Origin of the sequence: Enterobacter cloacae complex sp. FDA-CDC-AR_0164 (assembly GCF_003071645.1) — a bacterium.
GTDB classification, from domain to species: Bacteria; Pseudomonadota; Gammaproteobacteria; order Enterobacterales; family Enterobacteriaceae; genus Enterobacter; species Enterobacter ludwigii.
Map to the genome: position 1 here is coordinate 2,127,991 of NZ_CP028950.1, position 24,273 is coordinate 2,152,263.

The window sequence follows — 24,273 nt, forward strand, 5'->3', positions numbered from 1 at the left end:
CAGGGATGCAGGAGTACGAAAAAGGCGCACTGACGCTGGCGGTTATGGGGGCGCTTATCGCGCTGGGTAAGTTACTGTCCAGCAATGAGCCTGTTACGGCGCGGCTGGCCATCGGGCGCGTGATTGTCGGGAGTGCGCTTTCTGTGGCTGCGGGTTCGGCGCTGTATCTGGTTCCGGAGTTGCACCCTCTGGCGCTGCTGGGGATTGGTTCAGCGCTGGGGCTGGCCGGACTTCAGGGGGTTGAGCTTTGGCTCAAACGTAAAGGGATTAACGCAGGGGCGGGTAAATTATGACATTAAGTGAAAAACAGCAGCTGTTTACCGTGATGGTGGCCAGTCTGATCAACTGGGCTGAAGAGCATGGCTATCGCCTGACTTTTGGCGAGGCGTACCGCACGCCGGAACAGGCGGCGCTGAACGCTAAAAAAGGCAGCGGTATCACCAACAGTCTGCACACACAGCGTCTGGCCGTGGATTTTAACCTGTTCGTGAATGGCCAGTACAAAACGGACACGGCTGATTATCTGCCGCTGGGTGAATACTGGGAATCGCTGGGCGGAACGTGGGGCGGCCGCTTTAAATCCCGTCCGGACGGTAATCACTTCAGTCTGGAGCATAACGGGGTGCGCTGATGACAAACGGCCAGTGGCTGGTAGTGGTTGCGCTGGCGTTTGTCTGGGGCTGGCTGACCGCTGACTGGCGGCGTGACAGTCTGGAGCTGGCGATCAACTCCGCCGCACAGGTTGCGGGTAACAAGTCCCGCAAGGCAATGATGGAGATTGCCAGCGAGTCCGCCAGGGGACTGGAAGAGAAGCTGGAGGCGCTGGAAAGTGGCAGACCGAAGGAAATCAGGACGGAAATCCTTAAGCCGGTATTCACTAATGTTTGCGTGTCTGATGAATTTATCCGGATGTATAACGCAACCGTCGACAATACCGAACGTACCCTATCAGGAAAATCTGAAGCGAAAATGCCCAACGGAAAATCTTCCGCGCATTAAAGGTAATACCGGGGCGGATATTGCTGCCCCTGCTATTGAATATCAGGATTTATATTCTGTGTGTGCAGCACGTCATAACGCGCTGATTGATGAAATGAATAAACGAGAGAGTGTATTAAATGGAACAGAAAATTGAATTATCCGTGTGTGGTAAAACCATTGTATTTTCACCAAACCAGACCGCCTATAACAAATTCATTAATGAAATGGCGATGGATAACAAAGTTGCCCCGGCGCATAGCTATCTTATGCGTATTGTTGAACCAGAAAGTAAAGACGCGCTGACGGAAATCTTGAAACATCCCGGTGCTGCGTTGCAGTTGACGGGCAAAGTAAATGAAATTTACGCACCAGAGCTGGAAATTGAAGTAAAAAACTGACAAGGCGAGTCCGGGCTATTGAGCGAAACGGACTCGATCAGTATTTAATTTTACGCCGTCATTATTTACCCCACGGGGAAGATTCCATTGATGATATTGCCGCCGCTGTCTGGCTGGATAATCGTTACTGGGAAAACATGCGTATTGCTACGGCAAACGGAATAGGCACTGCTTTTAAAGGCGCTGAATGAAACAGTTAGATTTTACATTAAGCCTGATCGATAAATTGTCCCGCCCGTTAAAACAGGTGCAGAACAATGTGACCGGCTTTGCGGATAAATCAAAAGCAGCGTTTATGCAGATTGGAGGCGGCGTGCTGGCGCTGGCCGGAACGGGAATGGCCATCAAAGGCGCATTGTCTCCGGCCATTGAAATGTATGACGCGCTGAATGATGCGGCCGCAAAAGGCATCGACAATTCTGCGCTTAAAACTGTTCAGCGTGATGCACTGGCGTTCAGCACCACATACGGAGCCAGCGCGGTGGAGTTTGTGCAGTCCACTGAATCAATCAATGCGGCCATCGCCGGGCTGACCGGGAATGAACTGCCGAAAGTGACCAAAGTCGCCAACGTCCTGGCGTTTGCCATGAAATCAACCGCGGCGGAAACGTCGGAGTTCATGGGGCAGATGTTCGGTAACTTTGCGTCTGATGCCGCACGCTTGGGCAAAGTGCAGTTTGCTGAACAGCTGGCCGGAAAGATGGTTTACATGCGCAAGACGTTCGGCGCGGAAATGGCCACTATCAAAGACCTGATGGAAGGCGCGCGCGGGGTGGGGACAAACTATGGTGTCGGGCTGGATGAACAGCTGGCCGTGCTGGGGCAACTGAGCCGCACGCTGGGAACGGAAGCGAGCAGCGCTTACGAAGGCTTTATGACGGGCGCGATTGATGGCGCTAAAAAGCTGGGGCTGTCCTTCACCGACGCTACCGGGAAAATGCTGTCCATGCCTGAAATGCTGACGAAGCTACAGGGCAAATATGGCAAGAGCCTGGAAGGGAACCTGAAGGCACAGGCGGAGCTGGATGAAGCCTTTGGGGACAGTTCGGCGGTGGTTAAACAGCTGTATGGCAACGTGGCGCTGCTTCAGCGCAATATCACCGAGCTGGGCGGCGCTGACGGGCTGAAACGTACCCAGGAAATGGCGGCCAAAATGGTTAAGCCGTGGGATCGCTTTATTGCCATCCTGACGGCCATTAAAACCGTTATTGGGCTGACGCTGATCCCGGTGCTTTATCCCCTGCTGAATCGCCTGGCGGATATGGGGCAGACCTTTGCCCGCTGGATGCAGCTGTTTCCCAATATTGCACGGGTGGTGGGTTATGCCGCACTGGCACTGCTGAGTTTTGCCGCCGTGGGAGCCATCGCCAATATTGTGATGGGTGTTAATACGTTTGTGATGATGGGCGTAACGAAGGTGCTGGCACCTATGGCCAGACTGCTGGGACTTAATCGCCTGGCAATGCTCGCGAGTAATGCTGTAACACAGCTGTTTACTGCCGGATTGCGTCGTTTACGTGCCACCCTCCTGGCGGCAAGTATCGCCGCCCGTGCGGGTTCCGCCTCGTTCTTGCTGATGATCGGCCCGATAGCGGCCGTTGCCCTGGCTATTGCTGGCGTGGTGCTGGCGGTTATCAAATTCTGGCAGCCGATTAAGGCGTTCGTCAGCGGTTTTATCAGTGGTTTCAGCCAGGCCAGTGGCGCACTGACTCCGTTTAAGGGGCTTTTCAGCGGCATCGCCACGGCGGTGGGCTGGGTCTGGAACGGCGTGAAAACGCTGTTTGGCTGGTTTGGCAACCTGCTTTCCCCGGTACAAATGACCGGGGAAAAACTGGCTGGCGTGACCAGCGCGGGGGAAACCTTTGGTCGTGTCGTGGCGGGTGCGGTTGGCCTGGTTCTGACTCCGTTTCAGCTGGTTTATCGTTCCATTCAGACGGTCATTGAGATGTTCGGGATCATTATTGAGGGTTGGGGTGATGTGGTTAACGCCTTTGATATTAATTCTCCTGTCGCATCATTTGAAAAAATGGCCAGTGTGATCGGTGGTGTGTTCGGGAAACTGTGGGACGCGCTGAAAGGTTCATTTACCGGAACGTACAACTGGATTATTGAAAAGCTGAATAAAATTCCGGGCGTAGATATTGCCCTGGCTGCTGATTCAGGTTCGGGAGCTAAAAAGGGAATACCCTTTAATCCTAAACAAATTGAACAGACTGCGATCACTTCACCTGAAATAAAACAGGTTGAGTATGGCGGGAATATTACGCAGCACTTAACGCAAAACACGTTATTACCGGAGCCGCCGCCAGCAATCGCCCCCAATGTACTTTTAACAGGCGGGGAGCTGAAAGGCATTGAGCGCGGCGGTATCAGTAAAACCATAAACAGTAATTCTAAGTCTGTTACGGACAACAGCCGCAAAATTGACACGGTGAATATTTATCCGAAAGAAACGCTTTCACCGGGACAATTGCAGGAGTGGCAGGAGCTAAACCCATGAGTGATTTGCTTTACATCGATCTGCTGATTGAAAACGGTAATTTCGTTCTGAATACCGGAAAAGAGCCTGAGCTGTGTAATAACCGCAAAAGTATCGGGCAGGACATTATCCACAGCATTCTGGAAAGCGGTCTGGCCACGCAGCTGGTTGGCGAACGTAGCCCGACTTTACGCGCGGATATCTTCACGCAGCTGGAGCTGCTCATTGAAGAGGATGAACGCATTGTGCCGGGAACGGTGGAAGTGAGTGAGGAAAGTCAGAAGCGGTTATGGATAACGGCGAGCACGTATGACTTTGGCGGAATATCGGCGCAGGTGGAGCTATGACGGAAAAGCCGCAGGTGGATTTTGAAGAGGTGGTGAAGTCCAGCGGGATGCCCGTTACGGAAGAGGCGGCGCGCACCCGTTTCAATGCCATCGCCGCAGAGGAAGGGCTGATTACTAACACATCGCGCATGTCTCCGTTCTGGCGGCTCATTACCGCCATTGTGACCGCGCCAGTGATGTGGCTGAAGGATGCGCTGGTTTCGGTGGTCATGACCAATATGTTTGTGGCCACTGCGGGTGGACAGATGCTGCGTCTGCTGGCCTGGGCGGTGAACGTCACGGCTAAACCTGCCAGCGCTGCGGAAGGTGTGATCCGCTTTTACAAGGAAGATTCAAAACAGGCCGTTACCGTGATGGCTGGAACGGTTGTTCAGACAGAAAGAATAAACGGCAAAATTTACGCTATGGCCACCGTGGCCGATGTGGTGATCCCGTCCGGCACGGCAAGTGCTTTGCTTTCCGTCAAAGCCACTGGAACAGGCGGGGCGTTCAACCTTGCGCCGGGTTATTACCGCATTCTGCCCGTGGCCGTGGACGGTATCAGCCATGTGGCCAGTGAAGAGGACTGGCTGACCGTTCCGGGCGCGGACGAAGAAAGTGATGATGAATTGCGCGAGCGCTGCCGGAATCAGTTCAACCTGGTGGGGAACTATCACACGGACGCGGTTTACCGTTCGATGATTGCCAGTGTGGCCGGACTGAGCATTGATCGGATTTTCTTTCTGCATGATGCGCCACGTGGTCCGGGTACAGCAAACGCGTATCTGTTGCTGGACAGCGGGGTAACGTCTGAGCCGTTTATTGAAGCCGTTAATGACTACATCAACACGCAAGGCCACCACGGCCACGGGGATGATATGCAGTGTTTTGCCATGCCGGAAACCCGTCACGATCTGAGCGTGACGGTGTATGTCAGAAACCTGAGCAACCTGGAGGCGGAACAACAGGACGCGCTGAAAAAAGGGATTGAAAACTTGATCCGCTGTGCCTTCAGGGAAAACACGGATTATGACGTGAAAAAGACATGGCCATATTCCCGCTTTTCGTTTTCGCAGCTGGGGCGGGAGGTGCACAAAACCTTCCCGGAGTCGGATTCCATTGAGTTTTCATTGAAGGATATAACAAGCGATCTGAGCGTCCCGCGCCTTAACTCCTTAACGGTGAGTCTGAAAGATGACTGATTTTCTTAAAAAGCTGGCCAGCATGGCGTTGCCGTCCTGGATGAATAAAGGTGAGCCACTGGCTTTATTGCGCACGGCGCGGAGGTTCTGGGCTGAGGTATACGGCTGGATCACGTGGCCATTACGGCAGTTTGATCCGCTGACCTGCATTGAGCCGGTACTCAATTTAATCGCGTATGACCGCGACATAAGCCGCTTCAGTGGCGAGCCGCTGAGCCTGTACCGCAAACGCGTAGCCTTTGCCTTCATCAATGCCCGTGATGCGGGTTCCGTTGAAGGATTCATTAATATTTTTGCGCGGCTGGGAATTGGTTACGTGGAGCTGGTTGAACGCCAGCCGGACATTGACTGGGACGTGATCATGGTGCGCGTCACGGACAGCCAGATCGCAGACAACACGCAGCTGATGATTCAGATAATCCGGCAGTACGGACGAACCTGCCGCCGTTATCAGTTTGAAGTGATCACATCTGAAAGCCTGGCTATCAGGGCGGGATGGGATCAGGGGGAATACGTGGTTTATCCGGCACGCCTGAGCAGCACGGATGCCAGCGGCGCAACGTTTAGCGCGAGTTTATAGGGAGAATTTATGTCACAGACAGCGATCACACTGGCCTTTGAGCAGTGGAAAACCAGCCAGGCCGTTACGGGTGAACCCGTTCTGCTGGATGAGTTTGTTTTTGCCAACGTGCCGGGGCTGGATGCCAGTAAACCGATTGACCGCAGCGAAACGCTGCCCCCTGCCGCGCAAATCGTTCACCGCCAGGCCGTCAGTCGTAAAGGTGTTGTGAATGAAAATGCCGTGGTTCACTCCGTTGTACTGGGCGCGGAAGTGGGCGATTTTTCGTTTAACTGGATTGGCCTGATTAACAAGGCGAGCAACACGCTGGCCATGATTGTTCATGCACCCCTACAGCAGAAGCTGAAAACGAAAGATGGTCAGCAGGGTAATGTTCTCACCCGTTCGTTTTTGATGGAGTATAACGGCGCACAGGCTGAAACCGGAATCAACACACCAGCGGAAACCTGGCAGATTGACTTCACCGCCCGTATGGCCGCGATGGATGAACGCCAGCGCCTGGAGAATATTGACCTTTACGGCGCGGCGGCTTTCCTGGGGAATGGCTACCTGGTAGCAAAAAACGGCACGCAATTTTACGTTACTGCCGGGGCGGGATATGTCCGGGGCTTACGTGCGCAGCTGGAAGCTAACCAGAACATTACGGTTGCAACCACGCCCGTAAAAATCTGGCTGGATGTGGCCTGGACAGGAACCCTGACGAGTGCCTGGGGCGTGGCCAGCAAAATCACCGTGGCGAGTAGCCTGGCTGATTATGTGCAGAACGGTGTGCAGCACTATGTTTTTGCCGTGGCCAGTATCGATGCAAGCGGCAATATTACCGATCTGCGCCCTAAGGGGACGCTTAACGAACAGACCGCCAGTGATGCGCTGAAAAAACATGAGCAGTCGCGTAATCATCCGGACGCTACCACGGCAGCTAAAGGGTTTACGCAACTCAGCAGCGCCCTGGATAGTGTTTCAGAATCGCTTGCGGCCACACCAAAAGCAGTTAAAGCTGCAAATGACAATGCAAATGGGCGCGTTCCGTCCGGCCGCAAGGTAAATGGCCGGGCGTTGAGTACTGATATCAGTATCACTGCGCAGGATATTTTCAACGGGCAGACCGTTGGGATTGGTGATGCTGCTGACCTGAACACCTTCACCACTCCGGGACTGTATTACCAGGCAGCGAACGCACAGGCGCAAACTGGCAGGAACTACCCGGAGAGTGCTGCTGGTTCGCTTGAGGTTTATAAGCATGCCGGAATCACGCAGATTTACAGGATTTATAGCAATTCCCGCTCATACATCCGAACGCTATACAGTGGCGTTTGGACTGCGTGGACAAAGCAGTATGACGCGGCAAATAAACCGTCTCCGGCTGATATTAATGCTGTTAATAAAAGCGGCGATACCATGACCGGGACATTAAAAGTTAATGCCGAAGTCCAGTCGGCATACGCAAATGGTTTTCGTATCGCATATGGTGATTACGGCACATTCTGGCGTAATGACGGCAATAATCTTTATCTGATGCTGACCAATAAAGGGGATGCTTACGGAACTTATAACGCGATTCGCCCATTACGGGTTAGTCTCGCAACTGGTGCGTTACAGTCAGATACTCCATTAAGCGTAATTAATACTATTGATGCGACAAAGGAAATTACAGCGGGTTATAGTGGGGCATTTGCTTTTGCAGAACAATATAGAACGAAAGCGCCATTCTTTAACACCTTTTCAACAACAGGCGGAAGTGAATACCACCCTCTAATAAAACAACAGGCAAGTATTCCTGGTATTAACTCCTGGGCTTTTTCAATGGGAACTCTGGTTAGCGGTGATGCACTTTCGTGGCACCTGCATATGAAGGGGAGCGGCGGCGGAGATATTAGCTATAAATGGGACGCTAACGGAAACTTTTCCGCACCAGGGCAATTAATTCCGGGTAACTTTGCGAATTTTGATTACCGTTATTACACAAAAACCCAGACCGATGCCGGGTACATGCCGAAAACGGGCGCGTATACCAAAGCTGAGAGCGATGGACGTTTCCAGCCAAAAGGGAGTTACACCCCGGCAGGACAGGCCTATACCAAAGCAGAAAGTGACGGACGCTTCCAGCCGAAGGGAAGTTATACGCCAGCTGGCGAGGCATATACAAAAGCAGAAAGCAACGCGCGATATCTTCAGGATTTCCGCCTGGGGGCACGAAGTTATCAAGTAATGGCCAGGGGAAGAATGTATGAAGTTTCAGGTAACGTTATAACGGGGCTTCAGATTGAGGGACAAGTCGATGGTGATGGCGATTATATTGTGATGCGTCCATTGCAAAAGCAGATTAACGGAACATGGTATACGGTGGCTCAGTCATGAAAATATTTAAAAATTTTACTTCTTACTTACCGAAGGCGGACGACCTTCCGGAGAATGTATTATTTCTGCTTTCTGCTGAGGGAATGGACTGGTATGAAGCACAAAAGGAATTTAGTGAGAACTCTCTCAAGATAATGTTTGATTCTGATGGAGTGATTTGTTGCGCTGAAATGGATGCATCACGGCTCTGGCCGATTAATTGTTCTGTGGCCGAGATTGAAAGCAAAAATTTACCTGATAGCTTTGAAGTTGGTGCAGGTAAGTGGATATTTGATGGTAAGAAAATTACTGCGCGGGAATTGAGTCAGGATGAAATTGAAACCAGAGCGCAAGCCCAGAAAACGCGCCTTATGAATGCAGCTACCACGGCAATTTCTACATTGCAGGACTCTGTAGATTTGGGCATGGCGACAGCCGAGGAAAATGCACTTCTACCTGTATGGAAAATTTACCGCGTGCTGTTAAATCGGGTAGACGTTACCGCAGCGCCGGATATTGACTGGCCAGAGGTGCCTGGCAATGTGGCGTGAAGCACGAATTGCGTTCAGTGATTCCGTGGCCGCGCTGAATTGTTCCGTTATCCCGGTGCATCCCTGGGTGTACGGGGTAGGACAGCAGACTGAAAACGGCGCGTATCTCAGCCCGGTAAACGCAATCAATTACCTGGCTGAGAAACTGGCCGGAACGGGCGGTGCGGCGGATATCGTGATCATGATGGTTTCTGGCCAGACGCACGACAGCTTTATGGCCAGCCTGAATAAGCTTGTGGATGTGTTCCCCAGTCCGGCATTTACCCAGGTGCGGAGGCTGGCGCAGTCCGCCGCGCAGCTGGCAGCGGAGAAAATGCAAATTCCGGCGAAATACAGTCAAAGTTTACCTGCGGCGATCCCGCTATCAGTGCCTACAAGCCGCACAGCCCTGGCGGCCGCAGCGGTGAAAAAAGCCCAGCAGGAAGCCGCAGCCGTCGCGGATTTGACGGGCTTAAACAAGCTGATGGGGGAGTTTAAACAGCAACGGGAAAGCCTGATTTCTGACATTGCCAGCGGGTTGACTGAATTGCAGGGAAAAAGCGCCAGGGCATGGGTATTTACGGCCAGCGGCGATCTGCCGTCCACGCTTCTGGAGCTGGTAAAAGGGATCCCGCTTCAGTCCTCCGTGTACACCGCCGCCATGATGCTGGTTGGCGACAATCTCGACGGCATAAAAGGAATGATACATGACATCGAACCCGACACTGGCGCTTAACGGTGAAGTAATTCTGCTGAAGAACATGCGCGTGACCGTTTCGCAGCAATTTCAGGACAAAGACCAGTCCGGCCAGACGAGTGCCACAACCAAATCAGAGCAGGGCATCAAAGGCAAAGAGCTGCGCGTATCTGGTGAAATTCCGTATAAAAATCCGGAGATCCTGCGCCGTATATTTGAGCTAGGCAGCGCGACGGATGCCAGCGGCCAGCGCCAGAAATACCGCGTTGCACATGAGGCAGCGCGGGCTGTGAATTTTCGTGAGGCGACTTTCACCGGAACCCTGGACGCCCCGCCACAGGACGGGCGTATGTCCTGGCTGGTTACGTTCACCCTGACCGAACATATCAGCGTGCAGGAAAAGCGTGAGGCCAGGACAAGCGGCAAAACCAAAGCCGTGAAGCAAACGGCGGGAAGTGGCGGCGGCCAGAACGGTGGCCAGGCTGCTGGCGAGGATGAAGAAAAACTGACGTGGTTTGAAAGTAACGTACTCAAGCCCGTAAATGACGCACTGGCATAATCATGAAACCAATAAAGCGCTTATATCTTTCAACGGATGAAATTCATCTGGCTGATGCCAGCCTGGTGCTGGAACTGAACAGCTGCGGCCGGGGGTTTATTACTGCCGGAACCACCCAGGACTATACCGGGAAACTGGTACGTCTCGATGTTGGTTACACCGATCTGGTGTTGCGCTGGTTTACCGGGTACGTGGAACGCTCTCAACCTGCTGAAAACGGCTTTCAGCGTCTGTTTGTCCGTGAGCTGGTCGGCGTATTCGAACGTCAATGGCCATGTTCCTTCCAGCACCCCACGCTGCGCGATGTGGCCAGCTGGCTGACAGAACACAGTGGGTTAACCTTCAGCGTGCCGGATGCAGATTACTCAGATCGTCCGATCCCACATTTCACCCACAGCGGTACGGGTTATCAGTTGCTGGATAATCTGGGAAAGGCTTTCGGCATCACGGATTACGTCTGGTATCAGTTGCCGGACGGGGCGGTATATACAGGCGGCGCGGAAAAAGCCCTGTTTGCTGATCGCCCGGTTGAGATCCCACATGAATTTAATCAGGGAGCAGCCGGGGGGAACTCAATGACGCTTCCCCTGGTGCAGAGTCTGCGCCCCGGTGTGGATCTGAACGGGCAAAGGGTGACAAAAGTCTACCTGCAAAATGACACGATGGCTGTTACATGGACGCCCCGCAACCGTGCCACGGGGAAGGCACTTCAAAAAACGCCTGTTCAGCGCCAGATTGAAAGCCATTATCCGGAGCTGGCATCCGGGCTGCATTTGCCAAAGTTTGGCCGTGTCATGAATCCCGTTGAGGCGGTGAAAAGCGGCAATTTCTCCGATCCGTTCCGTCCCCGCTATGCGGTTGACGTGCAGCTGTTGGACGCGGACGGCAACCCGGATAAAGACACGCCTGTTTATTCAGCCGTTCCGCTGCCGGTTCCTATGGCGGGTAATGATTCGGGGATGTTCCAGTTTCCGCCTGAAGGGACGCTGGTAGAAATCGCTTTTACTGGCGGACGGCCGGATAAACCCTTTGTGCGGCAAACCGTGCCGGAAGGAACCAGCCTCCCGGATATCCAGCCTGGCGAACAGCTGCAACAGCAGCGAGCGGAGGTGTCGCAGCGCGTCACCCAGGCGGGTGACTGGGTGAGGCAGACAGACCAGACGATCAGTGAAACCTCAATGGCGCGGGTGGTTAAGTCAGATACGGAACAGCGGGAGCTGGTCAGCCGTGAAACGACGGTTAAGGCCACGGATAAACTGACTGTGCTGGGCACGTCCACACTGCTGGCCGGAGCCATTCAGCAGGTATGCACGGGCGATTACAGCCAGGCAGTAAATAACCGGGTGACGAGTATCGGCGGCAACGATGAAACGGACATCGCCGGGAGCCAGACAGTCACAACGGGTAAAGACCTGATTGAGAAGATTGGCCAGATACGCAAAAGCGTGGCGGCCGTCCAACAGCAGATTATTGCCCCGGTGGTGTGGATTGGCTCTGGCACTATCAACGTGGCACAGCTGATGCTCGACACACTCGACGTGGTAAAAGAGCTGGCAGAGCAAACGGCAAGCCACACGCACAGCAATACGGGCGCACCGACCAACGCGGGAGCCATTCGGAACACCGGAACGAAAGCGGACACGCTGAACGGCAAATACTCCCCGGTGATTGGCAAGTAAACCAGCCCTGAACATAACCCGCGAAAGCGGGTTTTTTTTATGCCCTTCATCCCCTGGCGGGGATATCTCTTTTCTTTCCTCACAAGCGGCTATCGCTACGCGCTGCCAGCGGCGCTCTGGCGCGTTCAGCCTTTCCAGACACTCAGAGCCACCCTTAAAACAGATCGTGTCCACAACGGGGCGCTGGTGCATCACAGCGTGGCAAAAAAAATCTTTCGCAGACCAAAATCGCACTACACCGCACCCGCCTGCGGGTTTTGGATCATAAAAATTTTTCAGTTTTATTTTTCTTCAAACCGCACCGCCAGACCGCGCCAGTGCTGGCGGCTTTGCGGAAAACCAGAACTGAAAAGATTGAAAAGAATTTCAGTGTTTTTCAGTTTTTAGGATCAAAATAAAATCCCTGAAATTGCTTAACTATCAGAAATATAATGGTTTTTTTGTTTTTTGCTCACCTTTGATGATATGCGCATAATGTATTAATAATTCATGTCTGACTTCTTTGAGGTAGTGCTGGTGCGGGTTTGTGCACGAGTACTGCTTCTATCAAAAATGAAATAAAATGGAACGGAGTTAGTAATTAAACAAGGGGACGTCTAAACTCTAATGTCTCGTCACCCACGTCTTTTTCTAACCACTTCTTCCTTATAATTTCCTAAAATGTAACCCCTAATTTCCGAACCTAATTTTTCGCAAACAAATGGATAGTGAGGATCTGAGACATAAAATTGAATATTACAGTTTTCAATGAAATCACCCTCGTCATAAAACTCATGCTTTATGACTGGCATATAATTGTATCTATTCCGATAAATGCTGTGGACAATATTGAAAACATGATTATCTTCGTAAGTTGTGTTGCTGAATTTTCTCAAAAGCATATTCAAGTCGTTAGATTCTAAAGAAAAGACTTCATCGACTTCCTTCCGGTGTTTTTCTTCAAATGCTTGAATTATAGCATCTTTATACAATGGATTGATTGTGCAATAAGTGTGCCTTTTATCCAGTCTATGCTGTGGTAGTATTATTTTATTTTCAAGTAGTCCCAAGAGAGCATTATTGTGTGCTTCCCCGGCAGTTGTACCTGACTCAATGGTGCAATCATTATCCTTTAATTTTAGTAGTATTTCTTTAGCATCCAGTGAGTAATCGTTGAAACTTTTCTTAAACAATTCTACTTTTTGATGTTCATTCGCTTTTCTAGTTTCTTCTTCTTTTTGGATTTCACGTTGTTTATTTCTTAAGTAGATTTTCTTTGTCGCAAATTTTATTGCCAAATCTAATGTGTTAAACAAGGTGGCAGATAGTAAAGCGCCAAATGAGAATCCTATTACAGTTATTAATGTTAACGATAATTCATTTGGCAACTTGAAAGGACTGAGTTTTGGCTCGATAAACACCCAGCAACAAATTATCGAACCAGCGATGATAAGTAGCCTTAAAGATGACCTGAAGGTTACAAGGTTAGTTAAGTGCGACAAAACCGTCGCAATAGGGTCAGCCATTAGTGCCTCCTTGGTTTCATGAACTGTAACAGTTTACATCAGGCAACATACGGAAGGGAGATGCAAAACGCGTGAGCTACCACAGCAAAGTGAGTCTCATGCGACACTTTTGCGACATTCATACTATTAGTGAAAAAAAAGCCACTCAGTAGAGTGGCTTAATTCTTTGATTTTAAAGCTAAAATTTGGTGGCCCCTGCTGGACTTGAACCAGCGACCAAGCGATTATGAGTCGCCTGCTCTAACCACTGAGCTAAGGGGCCGTGGCGGTGAATTATAGAGGAACTCCCTTCAGCAATCCAGCCATTCACACCTGCCTGCTGTTTTTATAAACAATGCATAATCAATCCTTTATACTTCCATAAGGATGTATCAATGGGAGTAGAGATGATCAACGATATTCTGGCCCCGGGCTTGCGGGTGGTGTTTTGCGGGATTAACCCTGGGAAGTCCTCGGCGCACACCGGTTTTCACTTTGCCCATCCGGGGAATCGCTTCTGGAAGGTTATCTACCAGGCCGGGTTTACCGACAGGCTACTGAAGCCTGAAGAGGAGCAGCACCTGCTGGATACGCGCTGCGGGATTACCATGCTGGTCGAGCGGCCCACGGTACAGGCGAGTGAGGTGAACCTGCATGAACTGCGCAGCGGTGGGCGGGAGCTGATTAAGAAGATTGAAGATTATCAGCCGGCAGCGCTGGCAATCCTGGGTAAGCAGGCTTACGAACAGGCGTTCAGTCAGCGCGGTGCGCAGTGGGGCAAACAGGCCATCACCATTGGTGTCACGCAGGTGTGGGTGCTGCCGAACCCGAGCGGGCTTAACAGGGCAACGCTGGATAAGCTGGTGGAGGCGTATCGGGAACTGGATGAGGCCCTGGTTGTGCGTGGGCTCTAGGGCGGTGTTTCCTTGTCCCTGAGGGGCGGAGAAAATGCAAAAAAAAAAGCTCCCAAAAGGGAGCTTTTTCACTGACAGGATCGATTAATCGTCCAGGAAGCTACGCAGTACTTCAGAGCGGCTTGGATGGCGCAGTTTACGCAGCGCCTTCGCTTCGATCTGACGGATACGTTCGCGGGTAACGTCGAACTGTTTACCCACTTCTTCCAGCGTATGGTCGGTGTTCATATCGATACCGAAACGCATACGCAGCACTTTTGCTTCACGGGCGGTCAGGCCAGCCAGAACGTCGTGCGTTGCAGCACGCAGGCTCTCGGTCGTCGCAGAGTCCAGCGGCAGCTCGAGGGTGGTATCCTCGATGAAATCACCCAGATGCGAATCTTCATCATCACCGATTGGTGTTTCCATGGAGATTGGCTCTTTGGCGATCTTCAGCACTTTACGGATCTTGTCTTCCGGCATCAGCATGCGCTCAGCCAGCTCTTCCGGCGTTGGCTCGCGGCCCATCTCCTGCAGCATCTGGCGGGAGATACGGTTGAGCTTGTTGATGGTCTCAATCATATGCACCGGAATACGGATGGTGCGCGCCTGATCCGCGATAGAGCGGGTGATAGCCTGACGGATCCACCAGGTAGCATAGGTGGAGAACTTATAACCACGACGGTATTCAAACTTATCAACCGCTTTCATCAGACCGATGTTGCCTTCCTGAATCAGATCCAGGAACTGCAGGCCACGGTTGGTGTACTTCTTGGCGATAGAGATAACCAGACGCAGGTTCGCTTCAACCATCTCTTTCTTCGCACGGCGGGCTTTCGCTTCACCGATGGACATACGACGGTTGATGTCTTTAACCTGCTCAATGGTCAGGCCGGTCTCTTCTTCAATCTGATGCAGTTTCTGCAGGCCGCGGAACACGTCTTCTTTCACGTCATGCAGTTTTTCAGACCACGGCTTGTTCATCGCGATAGCCGCGTTGAACCAGGTTTCGCTGGTTTCGTTGCCGGTGAAGAGGGTGATGAAGTTCTTCTTCGGCATTTTGCACTGCTCAACGCACAGTTTCATGATGATGCGTTCCTGGGTACGTACGCGATCCATCATCACGCGCATGCTGTTAACCAGGTAGTCGAACTGTTTAGGCACCAGACGGAACTGTTTGAAGACTTCAGACAGTTTCAGGATCTCTTCCTGTGCGGCTGCGTGGCTGCGACCTTTTGCTTTGATGGTGTCACGCGTGACTTCGTACTGGGTACGCAGCTCGGCAAACTTCTCGCGCGCCAGTTCCGGGTCGATGCTGTTGTCATCATCGGCGGTGTCGTCGTCGGCATCTTCCTCATCTTCGTCTTCGTCATCATCCATCTCTTCCTGAGACAGTTCAGATCCAACGTGAGTGGCGGTCGGTGCCATATCTTCTTCAGCGTTCGGGTCGACAAAACCGGTGATCAGGTCAGACAGGCGCGCTTCTTCCGCTTCAACACGATCGTACTGCTCCAGCAGATAGGTGATCGCTTCAGGGTATTCGGCAACAGAGCACTGAACCTGGTTGATCCCGTCTTCGATGCGTTTCGCGATGTCAATTTCGCCTTCGCGGGTCAACAGTTCAACGGTACCCATTTCGCGCATGTACATGCGGACCGGGTCAGTGGTACGCCCGATTTCAGATTCCACGCTGGACAGGACCTGTGCAGCAGCTTCTTCCGCATCTTCGTCAGTGTTGTTGGAGGTTTCAGCCAGCAACAGATCATCGGCATCAGGTGCTTCTTCCATCACCTGAATACCCATGTCATTGATCATTTGGATGATGTCTTCGATTTGATCTGAATCGACGATATCTTCCGGCAGATGGTCATTGACCTCGGCATAGGTCAGATAGCCTTGCTCCTTACCGCGTTGGACAAGAAGTTTCAGCTGTGACTGCGGGTTTTGCTCCATAAGACGGTATCCACACTTAATTCGTTTGATTGGTGTCGGCGATGGGGCTGCCAACCTTTAAAGCGAGGGCGTACTTATATTTGTGCCGCTGCCTCTCAGTGCGGCTGCCGGGGGCTTCCCGATCGATATTCGGCACTTAAGCCGTTAAATTCATTTTTTTGCCAGCTCCTGGTTCAGCATCCAGAGTTCCCGGCGTTCTTCGCTGCTTAAGCCGTGTGTGCGCTCGCGAGCTATCAACTCTTCCTGGCGCAGCTCAAGCATCGAATCAAACATATGGTTGAGTGAGTCGGTGAACGTTTTTTCTGCAATGTCCTTATCTGCTATATCGTCCCACATCGACAGTTTTTCAAGGGTAGCAGCCTCTTTTGTGCCGCGATAATGTTCTAAAAGTTGTCCGGTGGTCAGACCTGGCTGAGACAAACAAGTGTTGACCAATTCTGAAAATAAGCCAAGCCCGGGCAATTTTTCGTGGTTCAAACCCGCCAGCGATGGCACTTGCGGAGCAAGTTCGGGGTTTTGAACCAGTAACCCTATCAGTATACGCATGGTTGTGCGTTTTAGCTGAGGCGCGGGACGAACCGCACCGTTTTCAGACTGTTTAGGCATTAAACGTTCAAGCTGGCTGTCATCCAGAATGCCGAGCTTGTTGCCTAGCTCCTGACGCAGATAGATGCGCAGCGTTTCGCCGGGCACCTGACTGATTAACGGCAGCGCCAGCGTGCTGAGCTGCGCGCGCCCGTCAGGGGTACTCAAATCGACCTGCGGCATCAGGCTGTTAAACAAAAACGTGGAGAGCGGCTGAGCCTGCTCCATCCGCGCTTCAAACGCCGCTTTGCCCTCTTTACGCACCAGCGTATCCGGGTCTTCACCGTCGGGCAGGAACATAAAGCGTAACTGACGCCCGTCGGTCATATAAGGCAGTGCGGTTTCCAGCGCACGCCAGGCGGCGTCGCGTCCTGCACGGTCACCGTCGTAACAGCAGATGACATTGTTAGTCACCCTGTACAGCAGCTGAATGTGATCGGCTGTGGTCGAGGTGCCCAGAGATGCAACCGCATAGTTGATGTCATACTGCGCCAGCGCGACGACATCCATATAGCCTTCGACGACCAGAAGGCGCGGAGGTTCCGCGTTATCCTTCAGCGCCTCATAAAGACCGTAAAGCTGGCGACCTTTATGAAAAATATCGGTCTCCGGGGAGTTGAGGTACTTCGGCAGGGCATCACCCAGCACGCGACCACCAAAACCAATCACCCGGCCACGCTTGTCGCGGATCGGGAACATCACCCGTTCGCGGAAGCGGTCGTAGCTTCGTCCCTGGTCATTGGTGACCAGCATGCCGGCATCGATAAGAGACTTACGATCTTCGCTATTGCCGCCAAAACGCTTTAACACGTTGTCCCAGCCGGGCGGGGCGTAACCAATAGCGAAACGCGCAATCACATCGTCACTCAGTCCGCGCGCTGTCAGGTACTGACGCGCAGGCTCAGCAGCAGCGTGCTTAAGAGACTGTTGATAAAACGAGTTCAGACCATCCATCAGTTGGTACAGCGTCTGCCGTTGATGGCGCTCGATCTGGCTTGGCCCACTGCCTGCTTCATACGGCACTTCAAGGTTGTGCATCGCCGCCAGCTCTTCGACGGTTTCAACGAACTCGAGCTTGTCGTAGTTCATTAAAAAATCGACAGCATTACCGTGAGCACCACAGCCGAAGCAATGGTAAAACTGCTTTTCACCGTTTACGGTGAAGGAGGGGGTTTTTTCGTTATGGAAAGGACAGCACGCATGGTAGTTCTTGCCCTGCTTTTTCAGCTTTACCCGCGCGTCGATGAGATCGACGATGTCGGTTCTGGCTAGCAGGTCATTGATGAATACGCGTGGGATTCGTCCGGCCATATGCCCCAAAAATTTTAGTAACTCATAAACGAAAACAAGCCGCGCATTCCTTCCGGAAGCACGGCCTTACGACTACAACTCTGTCTGTCATTGAGGGCTGAGGCCCTCAACTGATTAGTACAGACGAGTACGGCGTGCGTTTTCGCGAGCCAGTTTCTTCGCGTGACGTTTCACAGCAGAAGCTTTAGCGCGCTTACGTTCGGTCGTTGGTTTTTCATAGAACTCACGACGACGAACTTCAGCCAGAACACCTGCTTTCTCGCATGAACGTTTGAAGCGACGCAGTGCAACGTCGAACGGCTCGTTTTCACGTACTTTAATTACCGGCATGTAACTCTCACCTTTGATAAATTCGGTTTGCCGCTGGCATCAACGCCAGCTTATTTCAAAATGGTGCGGAATTTTACTGCAAATGCTGCTGCTTTGTAAAGCACCGACGCGTTTTTGAAAGGGACTTTAATAAGGGTGAGGAGTATACACGAGGCTTCTTCCTGGGGCGAACAAAGTTTTACATCAATCCGCATTGGCCCTACACTGCGCGGTATTGAAACGAGGTAAAACAAGTCATGCGTGTACTGGGTATTGAAACATCCTGCGATGAGACCGGCATCGCCATTTACGACGACGAAAAAGGGCTTCTTGCCAACCAACTGTATAGTCAGGTGAAATTACACGCTGACTACGGCGGCGTCGTGCCTGAACTGGCTTCTCGTGACCACGTGCGTAAAACGGTTCCCCTGATTCAGGCGGCGCTGAAAGAAGCCGGGTTGAACTCTACTGATATTGATGCTGTAGCGTATACCGCAGGCCCGGGCCTGGTGGGTGCGCTGCTGGTCGGCGCAACGGTGGGCCGTTCGCTGGCGTTCGCGTGGGATGTGCCGGCCATTCCGGTTCACCATATGGAAGGGCATCTTCTGGCGCCGATGCTGGAAGATAATCCGCCTGCGTTTCCTTTTGTGGCGCTGCTGGTTTCAGGTGGCCATACCCAGCTGATTAGCGTAACGGGGATTGGCAAGTATGAGCTGCTCGGCGAGTCCATTGACGACGCAGCCGGTGAGGCCTTCGACAAAACGGCCAAACTGCTGGGTCTGGATTATCCTGGTGGTCCGATGCTCTCGAAAATGGCATCGCAGGGCACGGAAGGGCGTTTCGTCTTCCCGCGTCCGATGACTGACCGTCCAGGGCTGGATTTCAGCTTTTCCGGTCTGAAAACCTTCGCGGCCAATACCATTCGCAATAACGACGATAGCGAGCAGACCCGTGCTGATATCGCCCGTGCGTTCGAAGACGCGGTGGTCGATACCCTGATGATCAAATGCAAACGCGCACTGGAAAAGACCGGCTTTAAGCGTCTGGTGATGGCCGGGGGCGTCAGCGCCAACCGCACGCTGCGTGCAAAACTCGCGCAGATGATGCAAAAGCGTGGTGGGGAAGTATTTTATGCCCGTCCAGAATTCTGTACCGATAACGGGGCGATGATCGCCTACGCGGGTATGGTACGTCTGAACGCTGGCGCGACCGCCGATCTGAGCGTCTCTGTACGTCCACGCTGGCCGCTGGCGGAGTTGCCGGAGGCGTAATGCCTGACCCTCTCCCGCCAGGGAGAGGGGAGTTATACGGTTACACCCGCAACATCCCTTTCTCTTCCAGAAATGTCACGATCGTCGCCAGTCCGTCGCCCGCCTTCAGATTGGTGAAGGTCCACGGGCGCTCGCCGCGCATGCGGTTGGTGTCACGCTCCATCACCTCCAGTGAGGCCCCCACATAGGGTGCCAGGTCGGTTTTGTTGATCACCAGAAAATCGGATTTGGTTATCCCTGGGCCGCCCTTACGCGGGATCTTCTCCCCTTCAGCGACGTCAATCACATAGATCGTCAGGTCAGCTAGCTCCGGGCTGAAGGTGGCGCTCAGGTTGTCACCGCCGCTTTCAACGAAGATCAGGTCCAGATTGCCGAACTTTTCGCTTAACGCTTCCACTGCCGCCAGGTTCATTGAGGCATCTTCCCGGATTGCGGTATGCGGGCAGCCGCCCGTCTCCACGCCCACGATGCGCTCTGGCTCAAGGGCGCCCGCTTCGGTGAGAATGCGCTGATCCTCTTTGGTGTAGATATCGTTAGTCACCACTGCCAGGTGATAGGTGTCGCGCATTGCTTTGCAGAGTGCTTCCAGTAACGCGGTTTTGCCCGACCCCACCGGGCCGCCCACGCCCACGCGCAGGGGATGTTTGTAATCAGCCATGTTGTCTCCTCAGGAACGGAATAATCGTGAATATTGTGTTTCGTGGCGCGCAGAGGCGATGGCCGACAGCGGCGTTGCCGCACCCAGCGCGTCGTCGCCACGCAAAAAAGCCGGTTCAAGCCCGGCGGCAAAGTGGTCGCTCAGGTCGATAATCAGCTGCTGCGCCGCCTGTTGCCCGAACGGCACCAGCTTGACGCCCGCCATGACCGCGCTCTCAATCCAGCTGTAGCCCAGGCTCAGGGCCAGCTCATGGGCGCTAATGCCCCAGCGTACTCCGAGCCACGCCATGCCGCTGAGCTGGCTTTGCATAAACAGCGTCCGCCACTCTGCCGGACAGTCCGGCTCCCAGCTTTTGAGCAGGCGCGTAAAGGCCGCCCCGCGGTTGCGTTCCTCATCACGCAGTTCACGCGTTTCCCGGCAGGCGAGAAGGTAGGCCGTCCAGCGTGTTGCCGTCGCCAAATCGTTTTGCTCGCACGCCTGATAAAGTCGGGAAAACAGCGGCAGATCGACACAGAACAAGCTCTGCTCCATCTGCAGGATCTGCCAGTTTTTGAACGCCTCAGCATCGGGGACCCAGCCTGCTTCAACGGCCCACTCCAGCCCCTGCGACCAGGTGAATGACCCGACCGGAAGGCTGCTGCTGGAGAGCTGCATCAGGCGCAGCCGCTGGCGGACGTGCTCCATCAGCCCATCAGCGCCAGCAGCGCAGAGACAATCAGCCCGCCACCAAAGGTTTTACGTAACCCGTCGTGACGGCGCAGCAGCAACCCGGCGGCGAAGCTGGCGCACAGCACCGTGGCACTGGCAAACATAAAGCCGCTGGTGAAGAGCCAGAAGCTGTGGCCAGACATCTCTACCCCGTGCGCCCAGCCGTGGAACATTGCCAGCGCCGGCACGGCCAACAGCAGGCGATTTTCGGTTTTAAACATCATCGCGCCGCAGACCGCCAGCGAGGCGATAATCAGCATTTCCATGCCGCTAAAGCCGCCAAGCAGGCTGCCTGCAACGGCCCCGGCCAGCATCATGCCGAGAGTGGCAAGAGGCAGCAGCAGCTTGCGCCCGCTCAGGGCCGAAAGTACGCCCGCACCGGTTAGCATCAGCAGATGATCAAGACCCGTCAGCGGATGGAAAAAACCGGCCTGAAAGCTGTCTGTGCCGTGTCCGGGATGCGCCAGGGCAGGAAGAGAAAAGGCCAGCAGTAACAGAGGTAAAAACGTACGCATGATGAATCCTTAATGTGAATGAGCGTGAGAGTGACTATGGCTATGGCTGTGGGCATCGCTGGTATACGCCCCTGCTTCCGGTTCAAACGGGAGGGTGGCAAATGTCACCTCGAGCCCGAACTGGCGCAGCATGTCATCGAGCACATGATCGTGGTGATAGCGCAGTTCGCCGGGCATGATCTGCAGCGGCACGTGGCGGTTGCCGAGGTGGTAGCAGGCGCGGGCGAGCAGGAACGGATCGTCGCAGCGCACGACGGAGACTGATTCCGGCGCAGCGATCACCTCGATCACCTCGCTGCCGTCGTCAGTGGTCAGCAGATCCCCCCCGCGCAGTAGCAGGCCGCGCGGCAGCATCAGCCCGGCTTCGCGGCCGTCATTCAGCGTCACGCGGGCACGGCTTTTTACCCGGACATCAATCGGCAGCGTGACGCTGGCGGTTATCGGATGGGCATGGTCAAGGCGTTGGGTCAGGTAGATCATCGTCACTCCTTAAAACAGGAAATAGCGTTGGGCCATCGGCAGAACGTCTGCCGGCTCGCTGGTAATGAGCTCGCCATCAACGCGAACCTCGTAAGTTTGTGCATCAACGGTGATGTTGGGCTGCAGGCTGTTGTGGATCATGTCGGCCTTTTTCACCGTGCGGCAGCCTTTTACGACGGCTATGCCGCTCTGCAGGCTGAGCTGGTGCGAAATGCCCTTCGCATCGGCAGCCTGGGAAACAAACGTCAGCCGTGTCGCATGGCGTGCGGCACCCAGCGTGCCAAACATCGGGCGGTAATGGACCGGTTGCGGCGTTGGGATAGAGGCGTTGATATCCCCCATCGGCGCGCAGGCGATCATCCCGCCTTTCACAATGGTGGCGGGTTTGACGCCAAAGAACGCGGGGGACCAGACCACTAAATCCGCCAGTTTCCCGGCCTCAATCGAGCCCACTTCATGGGCAATCCCGTGGGTCAGCGCCGGGTTAATGGTGTATTTGGCGATATAGCGTTTCACGCGGTAGTTATCGTTGTTCCCGGTCTCTTCCAACAGTGCGCCGCGCTGAACCTTCATACGGTGCGCCACCTGCCAGGTACGAATAATCACTTCGCCGACGCGACCCATTGCCTGGGAGTCGGACGAGGTCAGCGAGAAGGCACCGATATCGTGAAGGACATCTTCCGCGGCGATGGTCTCCCGGCGAATGCGTGATTCAGCAAAGGCCACATCCTCGGCGATATCCGGGTCGAGGTGGTGACACACCATCAGCATGTCGAGATGCTCGTCGATGGTATTCACCGTGTAGGGCAGCGTCGGGTTAGTGGAGGAGGGCAGAATATTCGGGTGCGCGCAGGCAGTAATAATATCCGGTGCATGTCCGCCGCCCGCCCCTTCCGTATGGAAGGTGTGAATGGTCCGTCCGCCGATAGCCGCCAGCGTGTCCTCAACAAACCCGGATTCGTTCAGCGTGTCGCTGTGCAGCGCCACCTGAATATCCATCTCCTCCGCCACCGCCAGTGAGCAGTTGATGGCGGCCGGCGTCGCGCCCCAGTCTTCGTGGATCTTCAGCCCGATGGCACCCGCTGCGATCTGCTCGCGCAGGGCATCAGGGTTGGAACCGTTACCTTTGCCAAGCAGGCCGATATTCACCGGTAGTGTATCGGCCGCCTGCAACATCCGTGCGATATACCAGGGCCCCGGCGTACAGGTCGTGGCGTTGGTGCCTGCCGCAGGGCCCGTGCCCCCGCCAATCATGGTGGTGACGCCAGAGACCAGCGCCTCTTCCGCCTGCTGCGGGCAGATCCAGTGGATGTGCGTGTCGATCCCGCCGGCGGTGACAATTTTCCCCTCGGCGGCGATCACTTCTGTCGCTGCGCCAATCGGGATCGTGACCCCGGGTTGTATATCCGGATTACCGGCTTTACCCACGGCAAAGATCCGTCCGTTTTTTACGCCAATATCGGCTTTAACGATCCCCCAGTGATCGATAATCAACGCGTTGGTCAGCACCAGATCCACGCAGCCGTCGGATGTCATCTGCCCCTGGCCCATACCGTCGCGGATCACCTTCCCGCCGCCGAATTTGACCTCTTCGCCGTAGACCGTGAGATCGTTTTCCACTTCTATCCACAGCTCGCTGTCGGCCAGACGCACTTTATCGCCAGTGGTGGGGCCGAACATATCGGCGTAGGCCTGGCGTGAAATTTCAGCCATTTTTCACCTCTCCCATCACCTCGCCGCGAAAGCCGAAAATACGCTGCGCGCCGCTGACCTGAACCAGCGTCACCTCGCGCTTCTGTCCGGGTTCGAAACGCACGGCGGTGCCTGCCGGAATATTCAGCCGATAGCCTTTGGTAGCTTCCCGGTCGAATTTCAGCGCCGGGTTAATCTCATAAAAGTGGTAGTGCGATCCCACCTGGATCGGCCTGTCGCCATGGTTTTCGACGATCACGTTTTGCGTGTCTCGCCCAACGTTGATCGCAATGTTTCCGGATTGGATCTGGTATTCGCCTGGGATCATCACGCGCTCCTTATACGATCGGGTTATGGACGGTGACGAGCTTTGATCCGTCCGGGAACGTCGCTTCCACCTGAATGTCGGGGATCATCTCCGGTACGCCTTCCATCACCTGGTCGCGCGTCAGGACGTGACGGCCCGCTTCCATCAGTGAGGCGACGGTTTCGCCATCGCGGGCGCCTTCCATAATAAACGCGCTGATCAGCGCGACTGATTCCGGGTAATTCAGTTTTACCCCGCGCGCAAGGCGGCGTTCGGCAACCAGCGCAGCGGTAAACAGCAACAGCTTGTCTTTTTCTCTGGGGGTCAGTTCCATAACGT

General features: G+C 53.9%; 28 protein-coding genes and 1 tRNA gene. 17 read left to right on the forward strand and 12 right to left on the reverse strand.

The genetic code is table 11. From position 1 onward, the window contains the following. Positions 1 to 5: 5 nt before the first annotated feature. From AM410_RS10515 to AM410_RS23890, 15 genes are all read left to right on the forward strand, one after another. On the forward strand, positions 6 to 293 hold the full coding sequence (locus tag AM410_RS10515) for a phage holin family protein (RefSeq protein WP_032657752.1): 288 nt from the start codon (positions 6 to 8) through the stop codon (positions 291 to 293). Then, entirely contained in the window at positions 290 to 631 is a 342-nt protein-coding gene (locus AM410_RS10520; protein WP_078774167.1) for a M15 family metallopeptidase, read from the forward strand. The genes AM410_RS10515 and AM410_RS10520 overlap by 4 nt, the downstream gene beginning before the upstream one ends. Next, positions 631 to 999: a hypothetical protein gene (locus tag AM410_RS10525; protein ID WP_044859344.1), complete on the forward strand. Its 369-nt coding sequence runs from the start codon at positions 631 to 633 to the stop codon at positions 997 to 999. Before AM410_RS10520 ends, AM410_RS10525 begins: the two co-directional genes overlap by 1 nt. Positions 1,000 to 1,118: 119 nt before the next feature. Further along, positions 1,119 to 1,379, forward strand: a complete 261-nt coding sequence (locus tag AM410_RS10535) for a putative phage tail assembly chaperone (protein ID WP_044859343.1) — start codon at positions 1,119 to 1,121, stop codon at positions 1,377 to 1,379. Positions 1,380 to 1,426: 47 nt separating this feature from the next. Continuing rightward, positions 1,427 to 1,570, forward strand: coding sequence for a DUF6890 family protein (locus tag AM410_RS24340; RefSeq protein ID WP_409014059.1), 144 nt, complete (start codon positions 1,427 to 1,429; stop codon positions 1,568 to 1,570). Then, positions 1,567 to 3,879 carry a phage tail tape measure protein gene (locus AM410_RS10540; protein ID WP_078774168.1) on the forward strand — a complete coding sequence of 771 codons (2,313 nt, stop codon included), beginning with the start codon at positions 1,567 to 1,569 and terminating at the stop codon, positions 3,877 to 3,879. The genes AM410_RS24340 and AM410_RS10540 overlap by 4 nt, the downstream gene beginning before the upstream one ends. Further along, positions 3,876 to 4,205: a DUF2590 family protein gene (locus AM410_RS10545; protein ID WP_044857199.1), complete on the forward strand. Its 330-nt coding sequence runs from the start codon at positions 3,876 to 3,878 to the stop codon at positions 4,203 to 4,205. Before AM410_RS10540 ends, AM410_RS10545 begins: the two co-directional genes overlap by 4 nt. Then, positions 4,202 to 5,386 carry a baseplate J/gp47 family protein gene (locus AM410_RS10550; RefSeq protein WP_078774169.1) on the forward strand — a complete coding sequence of 395 codons (1,185 nt, stop codon included), beginning with the start codon at positions 4,202 to 4,204 and terminating at the stop codon, positions 5,384 to 5,386. Before AM410_RS10545 ends, AM410_RS10550 begins: the two co-directional genes overlap by 4 nt. Next, complete coding sequence (locus tag AM410_RS10555) at positions 5,379 to 5,966, forward strand: hypothetical protein (RefSeq protein ID WP_063435122.1); 588 nt, start codon at positions 5,379 to 5,381, stop codon at positions 5,964 to 5,966. Before AM410_RS10550 ends, AM410_RS10555 begins: the two co-directional genes overlap by 8 nt. Positions 5,967 to 5,975: 9 nt before the next feature. Then, on the forward strand, positions 5,976 to 8,324 hold the full coding sequence (locus tag AM410_RS24110) for a phage tail-collar fiber domain-containing protein (RefSeq protein ID WP_236900117.1): 2,349 nt from the start codon (positions 5,976 to 5,978) through the stop codon (positions 8,322 to 8,324). Further along, complete coding sequence (locus AM410_RS10565; protein ID WP_108647796.1) at positions 8,321 to 8,854, forward strand: tail fiber assembly protein; 534 nt, start codon at positions 8,321 to 8,323, stop codon at positions 8,852 to 8,854. The genes AM410_RS24110 and AM410_RS10565 overlap by 4 nt, the downstream gene beginning before the upstream one ends. Next, a complete protein-coding gene (locus AM410_RS10570; protein WP_078774171.1) occupies positions 8,844 to 9,569 on the forward strand; it encodes a hypothetical protein in 726 nt (241 codons plus the stop codon). Before AM410_RS10565 ends, AM410_RS10570 begins: the two co-directional genes overlap by 11 nt. Further along, positions 9,541 to 10,089: a baseplate complex protein gene (locus tag AM410_RS10575; protein ID WP_108647797.1), complete on the forward strand. Its 549-nt coding sequence runs from the start codon at positions 9,541 to 9,543 to the stop codon at positions 10,087 to 10,089. Before AM410_RS10570 ends, AM410_RS10575 begins: the two co-directional genes overlap by 29 nt. 2 nt (positions 10,090 to 10,091) lie before the next feature. Next, complete coding sequence (locus tag AM410_RS10580) at positions 10,092 to 11,768, forward strand: hypothetical protein (protein ID WP_078774173.1); 1,677 nt, start codon at positions 10,092 to 10,094, stop codon at positions 11,766 to 11,768. Positions 11,769 to 11,807: 39 nt separating this feature from the next. Further along, positions 11,808 to 12,155 carry a hypothetical protein gene (locus AM410_RS23890; RefSeq protein WP_159082266.1) on the forward strand — a complete coding sequence of 116 codons (348 nt, stop codon included), beginning with the start codon at positions 11,808 to 11,810 and terminating at the stop codon, positions 12,153 to 12,155. Positions 12,156 to 12,382: 227 nt separating this feature from the next. Here the strand turns inward: AM410_RS23890 and AM410_RS10585 are convergent, their stop codons facing one another. Further along, the gene (locus AM410_RS10585) at positions 12,383 to 13,273 is read right to left on the reverse strand and encodes a hypothetical protein (RefSeq protein WP_078774174.1); all 891 of its coding nucleotides are present in this window, start codon (positions 13,271 to 13,273) and stop codon (positions 12,383 to 12,385) included. Between the two features lie 186 nt (positions 13,274 to 13,459). Then, positions 13,460 to 13,535, reverse strand: a tRNA-Ile gene (locus AM410_RS10590). Between the two features lie 124 nt (positions 13,536 to 13,659). Between AM410_RS10590 and mug the strand changes: the two genes are divergently transcribed. Next, positions 13,660 to 14,166 (forward strand): G/U mismatch-specific DNA glycosylase, encoded by a 507-nt coding sequence (gene mug, locus AM410_RS10595; RefSeq protein ID WP_025202984.1) that lies wholly within the window; start codon positions 13,660 to 13,662, stop codon positions 14,164 to 14,166. Positions 14,167 to 14,250: 84 nt separating this feature from the next. Here the strand turns inward: mug and rpoD are convergent, their stop codons facing one another. From rpoD to rpsU, 3 genes are all read right to left on the reverse strand, one after another. After that, positions 14,251 to 16,098, reverse strand: a complete 1,848-nt coding sequence (gene rpoD / locus AM410_RS10600; RefSeq protein ID WP_020883616.1) for an RNA polymerase sigma factor RpoD — start codon at positions 16,096 to 16,098, stop codon at positions 14,251 to 14,253. A 150-nt stretch (positions 16,099 to 16,248) separates the two neighbouring features. Beyond that, positions 16,249 to 17,994 carry a DNA primase gene (gene dnaG, locus AM410_RS10610; protein WP_025202985.1) on the reverse strand — a complete coding sequence of 582 codons (1,746 nt, stop codon included), beginning with the start codon at positions 17,992 to 17,994 and terminating at the stop codon, positions 16,249 to 16,251. Between the two features lie 114 nt (positions 17,995 to 18,108). Continuing rightward, positions 18,109 to 18,324 (reverse strand): 30S ribosomal protein S21, encoded by a 216-nt coding sequence (gene rpsU / locus AM410_RS10615; RefSeq protein ID WP_001144069.1) that lies wholly within the window; start codon positions 18,322 to 18,324, stop codon positions 18,109 to 18,111. Positions 18,325 to 18,560: 236 nt separating this feature from the next. Between rpsU and tsaD the strand changes: the two genes are divergently transcribed. Beyond that, complete coding sequence (gene tsaD, locus AM410_RS10625) at positions 18,561 to 19,574, forward strand: tRNA (adenosine(37)-N6)-threonylcarbamoyltransferase complex transferase subunit TsaD (protein ID WP_073396357.1); 1,014 nt, start codon at positions 18,561 to 18,563, stop codon at positions 19,572 to 19,574. A 40-nt stretch (positions 19,575 to 19,614) separates the two neighbouring features. Here the strand turns inward: tsaD and ureG are convergent, their stop codons facing one another. The 7 genes from ureG to AM410_RS10660 are packed head-to-tail and all read right to left on the reverse strand — an operon-like array spanning position 19,615 to position 24,268. Next, positions 19,615 to 20,232, reverse strand: coding sequence for an urease accessory protein UreG (ureG, locus tag AM410_RS10630; RefSeq protein WP_014171666.1), 618 nt, complete (start codon positions 20,230 to 20,232; stop codon positions 19,615 to 19,617). 9 nt (positions 20,233 to 20,241) lie between these two features. Then, positions 20,242 to 20,916, reverse strand: coding sequence for an urease accessory protein UreF (locus tag AM410_RS10635; protein ID WP_073396359.1), 675 nt, complete (start codon positions 20,914 to 20,916; stop codon positions 20,242 to 20,244). Continuing rightward, complete coding sequence (locus AM410_RS10640; protein WP_073396361.1) at positions 20,916 to 21,455, reverse strand: HupE/UreJ family protein; 540 nt, start codon at positions 21,453 to 21,455, stop codon at positions 20,916 to 20,918. The genes AM410_RS10635 and AM410_RS10640 overlap by 1 nt, the downstream gene beginning before the upstream one ends. A gap of 9 nt (positions 21,456 to 21,464) precedes the next feature. Beyond that, complete coding sequence (gene ureE, locus AM410_RS10645; protein ID WP_032680264.1) at positions 21,465 to 21,935, reverse strand: urease accessory protein UreE; 471 nt, start codon at positions 21,933 to 21,935, stop codon at positions 21,465 to 21,467. A 9-nt stretch (positions 21,936 to 21,944) separates the two neighbouring features. Continuing rightward, positions 21,945 to 23,648 (reverse strand): urease subunit alpha, encoded by a 1,704-nt coding sequence (gene ureC / locus AM410_RS10650; RefSeq protein ID WP_108647801.1) that lies wholly within the window; start codon positions 23,646 to 23,648, stop codon positions 21,945 to 21,947. After that, positions 23,641 to 23,955, reverse strand: a complete 315-nt coding sequence (locus AM410_RS10655) for an urease subunit beta (protein WP_020883624.1) — start codon at positions 23,953 to 23,955, stop codon at positions 23,641 to 23,643. The genes ureC and AM410_RS10655 overlap by 8 nt, the downstream gene beginning before the upstream one ends. A gap of 10 nt (positions 23,956 to 23,965) precedes the next feature. Further along, complete coding sequence (locus AM410_RS10660; protein WP_003862556.1) at positions 23,966 to 24,268, reverse strand: urease subunit gamma; 303 nt, start codon at positions 24,266 to 24,268, stop codon at positions 23,966 to 23,968. Positions 24,269 to 24,273 lie beyond the last annotated feature (5 nt).

What these genes read in the sequence shown, in the direction of transcription:
- AM410_RS23890 (WP_159082266.1), top strand. Translation starts at nt 11,808, where the DNA reads ATGCCCTTCATCCCCTGGCGGGGATATCTCTTTTCTTTCCTCACAAGC.
- tsaD (WP_073396357.1), top strand. Translation starts at nt 18,561, where the DNA reads ATGCGTGTACTGGGTATTGAAACATCCTGCGATGAGACCGGCATCGCC.
- AM410_RS10525 (WP_044859344.1), top strand. Translation starts at nt 631, where the DNA reads ATGACAAACGGCCAGTGGCTGGTAGTGGTTGCGCTGGCGTTTGTCTGG.
- ureC (WP_108647801.1), bottom strand. Translation starts at nt 23,648, where the DNA reads ATGGCTGAAATTTCACGCCAGGCCTACGCCGATATGTTCGGCCCCACC.
- AM410_RS10555 (WP_063435122.1), top strand. Translation starts at nt 5,379, where the DNA reads ATGACTGATTTTCTTAAAAAGCTGGCCAGCATGGCGTTGCCGTCCTGG.
- AM410_RS10545 (WP_044857199.1), top strand. Translation starts at nt 3,876, where the DNA reads ATGAGTGATTTGCTTTACATCGATCTGCTGATTGAAAACGGTAATTTC.
- AM410_RS10635 (WP_073396359.1), bottom strand. Translation starts at nt 20,916, where the DNA reads ATGGAGCACGTCCGCCAGCGGCTGCGCCTGATGCAGCTCTCCAGCAGC.
- AM410_RS10570 (WP_078774171.1), top strand. Translation starts at nt 8,844, where the DNA reads ATGTGGCGTGAAGCACGAATTGCGTTCAGTGATTCCGTGGCCGCGCTG.
- AM410_RS10540 (WP_078774168.1), top strand. Translation starts at nt 1,567, where the DNA reads ATGAAACAGTTAGATTTTACATTAAGCCTGATCGATAAATTGTCCCGC.
- AM410_RS10550 (WP_078774169.1), top strand. Translation starts at nt 4,202, where the DNA reads ATGACGGAAAAGCCGCAGGTGGATTTTGAAGAGGTGGTGAAGTCCAGC.
- dnaG (WP_025202985.1), bottom strand. Translation starts at nt 17,994, where the DNA reads ATGGCCGGACGAATCCCACGCGTATTCATCAATGACCTGCTAGCCAGA.
- AM410_RS10660 (WP_003862556.1), bottom strand. Translation starts at nt 24,268, where the DNA reads ATGGAACTGACCCCCAGAGAAAAAGACAAGCTGTTGCTGTTTACCGCT.
- AM410_RS10565 (WP_108647796.1), top strand. Translation starts at nt 8,321, where the DNA reads ATGAAAATATTTAAAAATTTTACTTCTTACTTACCGAAGGCGGACGAC.
- rpoD (WP_020883616.1), bottom strand. Translation starts at nt 16,098, where the DNA reads ATGGAGCAAAACCCGCAGTCACAGCTGAAACTTCTTGTCCAACGCGGT.
- AM410_RS10575 (WP_108647797.1), top strand. Translation starts at nt 9,541, where the DNA reads ATGACATCGAACCCGACACTGGCGCTTAACGGTGAAGTAATTCTGCTG.
- ureE (WP_032680264.1), bottom strand. Translation starts at nt 21,935, where the DNA reads ATGATCTACCTGACCCAACGCCTTGACCATGCCCATCCGATAACCGCC.
- AM410_RS10520 (WP_078774167.1), top strand. Translation starts at nt 290, where the DNA reads ATGACATTAAGTGAAAAACAGCAGCTGTTTACCGTGATGGTGGCCAGT.
- AM410_RS10640 (WP_073396361.1), bottom strand. Translation starts at nt 21,455, where the DNA reads ATGCGTACGTTTTTACCTCTGTTACTGCTGGCCTTTTCTCTTCCTGCC.
- AM410_RS24110 (WP_236900117.1), top strand. Translation starts at nt 5,976, where the DNA reads ATGTCACAGACAGCGATCACACTGGCCTTTGAGCAGTGGAAAACCAGC.
- AM410_RS10585 (WP_078774174.1), bottom strand. Translation starts at nt 13,273, where the DNA reads ATGGCTGACCCTATTGCGACGGTTTTGTCGCACTTAACTAACCTTGTA.
- AM410_RS10655 (WP_020883624.1), bottom strand. Translation starts at nt 23,955, where the DNA reads ATGATCCCAGGCGAATACCAGATCCAATCCGGAAACATTGCGATCAAC.
- AM410_RS10535 (WP_044859343.1), top strand. Translation starts at nt 1,119, where the DNA reads ATGGAACAGAAAATTGAATTATCCGTGTGTGGTAAAACCATTGTATTT.
- AM410_RS10515 (WP_032657752.1), top strand. Translation starts at nt 6, where the DNA reads ATGCAGGAGTACGAAAAAGGCGCACTGACGCTGGCGGTTATGGGGGCG.
- rpsU (WP_001144069.1), bottom strand. Translation starts at nt 18,324, where the DNA reads ATGCCGGTAATTAAAGTACGTGAAAACGAGCCGTTCGACGTTGCACTG.
- ureG (WP_014171666.1), bottom strand. Translation starts at nt 20,232, where the DNA reads ATGGCTGATTACAAACATCCCCTGCGCGTGGGCGTGGGCGGCCCGGTG.
- AM410_RS10580 (WP_078774173.1), top strand. Translation starts at nt 10,092, where the DNA reads ATGAAACCAATAAAGCGCTTATATCTTTCAACGGATGAAATTCATCTG.
- mug (WP_025202984.1), top strand. Translation starts at nt 13,660, where the DNA reads ATGATCAACGATATTCTGGCCCCGGGCTTGCGGGTGGTGTTTTGCGGG.